The organism is Brevundimonas sp. (assembly GCF_013823285.1).
In the GTDB taxonomy this organism is placed as follows: domain Bacteria; phylum Pseudomonadota; class Alphaproteobacteria; order Caulobacterales; family Caulobacteraceae; genus Brevundimonas.
Genome location: NZ_PNLV01000116.1, coordinates 1 through 6,946, shown reverse-complemented (window position 1 = coordinate 6,946; position 6,946 = coordinate 1). Strand labels below are relative to the sequence as shown.

Annotated in this window: 9 protein-coding genes; 8 read left to right on the top strand and 1 reads right to left on the bottom strand. The window is 65.5% G+C overall.

Features of this window, described 5'->3' with window-relative positions:
• Positions 1–67: 67 nt before the first annotated feature.
• Genes C0461_RS12570 through rplS form a run of 3 tightly spaced genes read left to right on the top strand, consistent with a single transcriptional unit; the run spans position 68 to position 2,061 of the window.
• Complete coding sequence (locus C0461_RS12570; RefSeq protein ID WP_292107486.1) at positions 68–889, top strand: enoyl-ACP reductase; 822 nt, start codon at positions 68–70, stop codon at positions 887–889.
• Between the two features lie 21 nt (positions 890–910).
• Entirely contained in the window at positions 911–1,639 is a 729-nt protein-coding gene (gene trmD / locus C0461_RS12565; protein ID WP_292107485.1) for a tRNA (guanosine(37)-N1)-methyltransferase TrmD, read from the top strand.
• Positions 1,636–2,061 carry a 50S ribosomal protein L19 gene (gene rplS / locus C0461_RS12560; protein ID WP_021697322.1) on the top strand — a complete coding sequence of 142 codons (426 nt, stop codon included), beginning with the start codon at positions 1,636–1,638 and terminating at the stop codon, positions 2,059–2,061. Before trmD ends, rplS begins: the two co-directional genes overlap by 4 nt.
• Before the next feature lie 73 nt (positions 2,062–2,134).
• Here the strand turns inward: rplS and C0461_RS12555 are convergent, their stop codons facing one another.
• A complete protein-coding gene (locus C0461_RS12555) occupies positions 2,135–2,593 on the bottom strand; it encodes a PA2169 family four-helix-bundle protein (protein WP_292107483.1) in 459 nt (152 codons plus the stop codon).
• 204 nt (positions 2,594–2,797) lie between these two features.
• On the opposite strand from C0461_RS12555, the gene C0461_RS12550 reads away from it, so the two are divergent.
• The 5 genes from C0461_RS12550 to C0461_RS12530 form a co-directional block, all read left to right on the top strand.
• Complete coding sequence (locus C0461_RS12550; RefSeq protein WP_292107482.1) at positions 2,798–3,595, top strand: tryptophan 2,3-dioxygenase; 798 nt, start codon at positions 2,798–2,800, stop codon at positions 3,593–3,595.
• 46 nt (positions 3,596–3,641) lie between these two features.
• A complete protein-coding gene (locus C0461_RS12545; protein ID WP_292107481.1) occupies positions 3,642–4,154 on the top strand; it encodes a hypothetical protein in 513 nt (170 codons plus the stop codon).
• A 59-nt stretch (positions 4,155–4,213) separates the two neighbouring features.
• Positions 4,214–5,365 carry an aldose epimerase family protein gene (locus C0461_RS12540; RefSeq protein ID WP_292107479.1) on the top strand — a complete coding sequence of 384 codons (1,152 nt, stop codon included), beginning with the start codon at positions 4,214–4,216 and terminating at the stop codon, positions 5,363–5,365.
• Positions 5,366–5,460: 95 nt separating this feature from the next.
• Positions 5,461–6,123: a hypothetical protein gene (locus C0461_RS12535; protein WP_292107477.1), complete on the top strand. Its 663-nt coding sequence runs from the start codon at positions 5,461–5,463 to the stop codon at positions 6,121–6,123.
• A gap of 151 nt (positions 6,124–6,274) precedes the next feature.
• A partial coding sequence (locus C0461_RS12530; RefSeq protein ID WP_292107475.1) for an argininosuccinate synthase occupies positions 6,275–6,946 on the top strand: 672 nt, incomplete at its 3' end.

Genomic DNA, 6,946 nt, shown 5'->3' with positions numbered 1-6,946 from the left:
GCCTGACGCTTCCCCCTCGCGCCGGCCCCTGCTAACCCTCCGGCTCGAATTTCGAAGGAGCACGATCATGGCCGCTGAATCCGCCTGGACCATGCCCAAGGGCGACCTCATGAAGGGCAAGAAGGGCCTGATCATGGGGGTGGCGAACTCCAACTCCATCGCCTGGGGCATCGCCTCGCAGCTGGCGGCGCAGGGCGCCGAACTAGCCTTCACCTATCTGGGCGAGGGGCTGGAGCGCCGGGTGCGGCCGCTGGCCGAGAGCGTGGGCGCCAAGCTGCTGATCCCGGCGGACGTCACCGACGACGCCTCCATGGACGCAGCGTTCGCCGAGCTGGAGAAGGAATTCGGGACCATCGACTTCGTGGTCCACTCGGTGGCCTTCGCCAACAAGGACGAACTGAAGGGCTCGTTCGTGGAGAACACCAGCCGGGACAGCTTCCTTCTGGCCATGAACATCTCGGCCTTCAGCTTCGTGGATGTGGCGAAGCGGGCCTCCCGGCTGATGCCCAACGGCGGGTCCATGGTCACCATGACCTATCTGGGCTCCGAGCGCGCCATCCCCAACTACAACACCATGGGCGTGGCCAAGGCCGCGCTGGAGGCCGCGACCCGCTACATCGCCCGCGACCTTGGGCCCAAGGGCATCCGCGTCAACGCCATCTCCGCCGGCGCCATGCGCACCCTGTCGCTGGCCGGCATCTCCGGCGGGCGGGGCATGATCGCCCAGGGCCGCGCCATGAGCGCCATGAAGGAGGACACCTCCATGGAAGGCGTGGCCGGCTGCGCCCTGTGGCTGTGCTCGGACCTGGGCCTGTCGACCACCGGCGAGATCATCCATGTGGACGCCGGGTTCCACATGATGGGTCTGGCCGCCGACGAGGAAGGCTGACGCCCTCGGGCGGCCCGCGCCATGTTCACCGCCACGGTCCTGACCATGTTTCCCGAGGCTTTCCCGGGGCCGCTCGGCGTGTCGCTGATCGGCACGGCGTGGCGCGAGCGAAACCTGTGGTCGCTCGAAACAGTGGACATTCGCGACTTTTCGACAGATAAGCGCGGCTTCCTGGACGACACCCCTGCGGGTGGCGGCCCCGGACAGGTTCTCAAGGCGGACGTGGTGGCCAGGGCGCTCGACAGCGTGACAGGGCCGCGGCGGCCGCTTTTGTACATGAGCGCGCGGGGCCGGCCCCTGACCCAGGCGCGTGTGAAGGACTGGGCCAAGGCGGACGGGATCACCGTCCTGTGCGGCCGGTTCGAGGGGGTGGACCAGCGGGTGCTCGACGCCCGCGGGTTCGAGGAGGTCTCGGTCGGAGACGCGGTTCTCGCCGGTGGCGAGGCGGCGGCGATGGTCGTGATCGAGGCGTGCGTAAGACTGATCCCCGGAGTGCTGGGCCAGGCCGAAAGCCTGAGTTCGGAGAGCTTCGAGGACGGGCTTCTGGAGCATCCGCAGTACACCAGGCCGCGGACGTTCGAGGGGCTCGACATCCCCGAGGTCCTGTTGTCGGGCGACCACGCAAAGGTCGCCGGATGGCGTCAGGAGCAGAGGGAAATCACTACGCGGGAGCGGCGCCCGGATCTCTGGGAGCGGCATCTCGCCAAATCACAGCTAAAGGGCGCAAAAGCCCGAGGAGAAGAGACATGAATATCGTTCAGCAGCTCGCTGCCGAAGAAAAGGCCCGCGTCCTCGAAGGTCGCGAGATCCCCGATTTCCGCCCCGGCGACACCCTGCGCGTCAATGTGCGGATCAAGGAAGGCGAGCGCGAGCGCGTCCAGGCTTTCGAGGGCGTGTGCATCGCCCGCGCCGGAACCGGCGTCAACGAGACCTTCACCGTGCGCAAGATCTCCTTCGGCGAAGGCGTGGAGCGCAAGTTCCCGATCCTGTCGCCCAACATCGAATCCATCGAAGTGAAGCGTCGCGGCGTCGTGCGGCGCGCCAAGCTCTATTACCTGCGCGATCGTCGCGGCAAGTCGGCCCGGATCGCCGAGCGTCAGACCGTCCGCAAGGAGAAGGTGGTCGCCGTTCCGGAAACCGGAACCGCCGAGAAGCCCGGCGACGACTCCTGATCCTTCCTGCCTTCGCGGCATGAAGAAGGCCCCGGTCCTCGCGGACCGGGGCCTTTTCAAATTCAGACGGTGATCAGTTCTTCGCCTGCATGGCGTGCTTGATATCGCGCATCTGGTCGTGGCCTTCGCGCACCGAGCCGTAGGCGCGGGCGATGGTGTCACGGGTGGTGGCCGACAGGTCGGTGTCCTCGATGGCCTTTTCGTACTTGGCCTTGATGTGGTCCTCGCCGTTCTCGACGGAGTTCACCACGGCCTGCTCGTCCTTGAGGATGGAGTGCTTCACGTCCAGGAAGGCGCGGTGGGCCTTGGCGAGGACCGTGCCGTCGTCCTCGGGCTCGCCGCCAAGCTGGCGCACGGTGCCCTGAAGGTCCGAGGCCACCTTCTGGCGCTCGAAGCTGCGCTGTTCGAACAGGGCGCGGAAGCCGGTGTTCTCGGTTTCCTTGGCCGCCTCGCGATAGCCGTCGGCGCTGTCGAGAGTGGTTTCGATCAGGCCGTTCAGAACCTTGATGTCGTGATCGTTCGGGGTGCTCATGGCGTCCTCCTTGAGTGTGGGCGGTTGAGCCTGAACAACCACCCCGGACCCCAAATGGTTGCGAGACGCGTGGCCGCAGTGTTCAGCGGCAGGTCCCCGGATCGGGCTTGCTGGGCAGCGCGATGCAGCGCCTGCACAGGGGGCGAGCCGGGTCCGGAAAGAGCAAGCGCTTGAGGCCGGGCCCCAGCCGGGGGATAGAGACGCATGACCCAACCTGCCGACATGACCTACGCCCGCTATCTGACCCTGGATCAGGTGCTGGGCGCGCAGAATCCGCTGACGGACCAGCACGACGAGATGCTGTTCGTCATCATCCACCAGGCCAAGGAGCTGTGGCTCAAGCAGATCCTGCACGAGATCGGCTACGCCCAGACCCTGGTCCGGGCGGGCGACCTGATCCCGGCCTACAAGAGCATGGCCCGCGTCTCGCGCATCCAGAGCGTCCTGACCCAGACCTGGGACATCCTGGCCACCATGACCCCGGCGGACTATCTGCGATTCCGCGACGCCCTGGGCACGTCCTCGGGCTTCCAGAGCGACCAGTTCCGCCGCATCGAGGCCATGCTGGGCCTGAAGGACGCAAGGTTCCTGCGCTTCCACGAGGACCGGCCCCAAGCCCACGCGGCGCTGAAGGCCGCCATCGAAGCGCCCAGCCTGTACGATGACGCCCTGGCGCAACTGGCCAGGGCTGGCCTGCCCGTGCCGGACTCCGTGCTGAACCGCGACGTCAGCCAACCCTATTCTCCCCACCCCGAGGTGGAGGCGGCCTGGCTGGAGGTCTACCGCGACACCACGCGCTGGTGGGAGCTGTACCAGCTGGCCGAGAAGCTGGTGGATCTGGACGACGCCCTGATCACCTGGCGGCACAAGCATGTCATCACGGTGGAGCGCATCATCGGCCGGCGTCCCGGCACCGGCGGCACCGAGGGCGTCGCCTATCTGGCAAAAACCCTGGAGAAGCGCTGCTTCCCCGAGCTGTGGTCCCTGCGCACGAAACTGTAGGCCCTCTCAACCGTTGCCCTCTCAGGCAACGGAAAAGGATTTCGTCATGACCCGCTTCCTGATGACGGCGCCGATCATGGGCGCTCTGGTTCTGGCCGCCTGCGGCCAGCAGGCCCCCGAGCCCCCGGTGGATGAAGGCGACAGCGTCGCCCCCATGCCCGGGCAGCCGCCCGTGGGCGCGGGTTGGTCGATGGTCTCGTCCGGTGAGGGCGTCGCCCTGCGGCTGGAGGAGGACGGGGCCCTGGCCGCAGCCATCGCCTGCCTGCGAAACCCCGCGCGGCTGCACGCCGAAACCGATCGCTTCCAGCCGGTCATGAGCGAGGACCGCTTCACCCTCGGCGTGGGCGGCGAGGCCTACGCCCTGGCCGCCGATCTGGAGGCGGACCGGGAGGCGGGCGTCGAGGCGTCCGGCGACATTCCGCCCGACCTGCTGGACCGCCTTGAGGCGGGGGGCGAGATCACCTTCAACTACGGCGCCCTGAATCTGGGGCCGTTCCCCACGATCCCCGAGGCGGACCGCGCCGCCTTCGTGGCCGAATGCCGAGAGACGGCGGGCTGAGGCTCGACCTTCGCCATTTCGCCCCATAGGCTGATCGGCTTCCACAAGGAGAAGCACGCATGGCCATGAACAGGCGCGTATTCGGACTGACGCTCGGGGTAACCGGTGTCATGGCGGTGGCCGGTTGCGCCACGGCGCCGGGCGTACGCTCGGGTTCGGTGAGGGAGACCCCATACGGCGTCCTGCCGGACGGACGATCCGTCCGCGCCTTCGACCTCACCGGCGCGGGCGGCATGACCGCGCGGATCATCGAATACGGGGCCATCGTCGTCTCCCTGACCGCCCCGGACCGGCACGGCGTCATGGGCGACGTGGTGCTGGGCCTGGACACGCTGGAGGACTACGTCGAGCGCAACCGCAATTTCGGGACCATCGTCGGCCGCTACGCCGGTCGCATCGCAGGCGGACAATTTGAACTGGACGGGCGGACGGTCCAGCTGGACACCGGCGGGGGCGCCCATTCCTCCCACGGCGGGCCGGACGGGTTCGCCAGACGGCTGTGGCGGGGCGAGGCGATCCATGACGACCGGGGGCCGGGCGTGCGCCTGACCCTGATCAGCCCGGACGGGGACCAGGGCTTTCCCGGCGAACTGACCACCGAAGTGATCTATCGCCTGACGCCGGACGGCGCCCTGCGCATCGACATGTCGGCGACCACAACCCGGCCCACGGTCATCAACCTGACCCACCATGGCTATTTCAACCTGACCGGCGACGGTTCGCGGCCGATCCTGGACCATGAGCTGATGATGGCCGCCGACGCCTTCACCCCCTTCGATGCGAACAAGGTGGTGACCGGCGAGATCCGGCCCGTGGCGGGCACGCCCTTCGACTTCCGCGAGGCCAAACCCATCGGCCGCCACATCGACGCCGATGAAGAACAGATTCGCATCGGAAACGGCTACGACCACAATTTCGTGGTGCGGGGCGCGCCCGGCGATTTCCGGCTGGCCTCGTGGTCGCGCGATCCGTCCAGCGGCCGGGTCATGGAACTGCACACCACCGCCCCGGGGGTGCAGCTCTACACCGCCAACGCCATCCGCGACTGGCCGGCCAAGGGCGGGGTCGTCTATCAGCCGCGCACCGGCTTCTGCCTCGAGCCCCAGCACTATCAGGACAGCCCCAACCGGCCCGAGTTCCCCTCCACCGTCCTGCGCCCCGGTCCGACATATCGCCAGCGGCATGAGTATCGGTTTGGGGTTCAGGGCTAAAAATAAGCTACGTTAGAAGCGGCATCCGGCTATGGTTCAAGTCCCTTGAAAACGGCGAATCTAAGCGCGTAGCCGGTCAAAAACGAGCAATGCCGATGTGCGATGGCCTTGGGTGGTTCTTCAACTGGATAAATAGCATCCAGTGGCTGGAGGTCATTAAAGCGTTTGCCGCCGCAGCAACGGCGCTAGTTGCCTTCTTTGCTTTGAGAAATTGGCGGCGACAGGACAAGGCCAAGCGTCAAGCGGAGTTTCTCGACGCTCTAATTGAGGCTGCCCATACCTATATCGCCGAGATGCCTAAACCCATCATCCTCTTGGAGATGGCAAAAATCGGCATGAAGAGCCACGCTGTGCTGCAGGAGAATGACGACGAGACCGATGTAACTGTGAGGGGTGCGATTGCCTACATTCAGAAAAACGGCGAACAGGATGCAAAGCGTATCTTGGAAGCGCTGGAGGCCGTCCAACCGTCAAAAATAAAACTCAAAGCGCTTGCCACAAAGGGGCAGGTATTCAACTTCTATGGTTATTCGAAATGTCAGAATACCGTTACCATGCTCACATGGCATTTCGACAGAATAGAAGCCTTTATGGTTGTTACTGGGTCGCCGACATGGAACTGGAATAACTCGACAGTTATGGCTCGCTTGAAGAAGGTCATGGCCATCGATCCAAGCGAGATACGGGAGAGCGTACAGGAAAACAACGTCGCCCTACTTGAGTTTGCCAGCGATACCTACAAGCGAATTTATGGTTAGCTTCGCAGGCGATTTGAAGGCTGGAAGTTGGGAGAAGCTGAGCGCTGAGGTTCAGCTTCTCGGCTTTTCGATCCGTGCCCATACCCCTTGCATGACGGAACCATTGGTTCTTTAAGCGCGGCCATCTCCCCGTCTCGTCCGAAAGTCCGCCATGTCCGCCGACCAAGCCCCCAAGAAAGTCGTCCTCGCCTACTCCGGCGGTCTGGACACCTCCATCATCCTGAAGTGGCTGCAGACCGAATACGGCGCGGAGGTGATCACCTTCACCGCCGATCTGGGCCAGGGCGAGGAACTGGCGCCGGCGCGCGAGAAGGCCCTGAAGATGGGCATCAAGCCCGAGAACATCTTCATCGACGACCTGCGCGAGGAGTTCGTGCGGGACTATGTCTTCCCCATGTTCCGGGCCAATACGGTCTATGAAGGCCAGTACCTGCTGGGCACCTCCATCGCCCGGCCGCTGATCGCCAAACGCCAGATCGAGATCGCCCGCCAGATGGGCGCCGACGCCGTCTGTCACGGCGCCACCGGCAAGGGCAACGACCAGGTCCGCTTCGAGCTGGGCTACTACGCCCTGGAGCCCGACATCCGCGTCATCGCCCCCTGGCGCGAGTGGGCGTTCAAGTCCCGCGAGGCCCTGCTGGAGTTCGCCGAGAAGCACCAGATCCCCATCGCCAAGGACAAGCGCGGCGAGGCCCCCTTCAGCGTCGACGCCAACCTTCTGCACTCCTCCTCCGAGGGCAAGGTGCTGGAGGACCCGGCCGTCGAGGCGCCCGAGTTCGTGCACCAGCGCACCCTGTCGCCCGAGGACGCGCCGGACACGCCC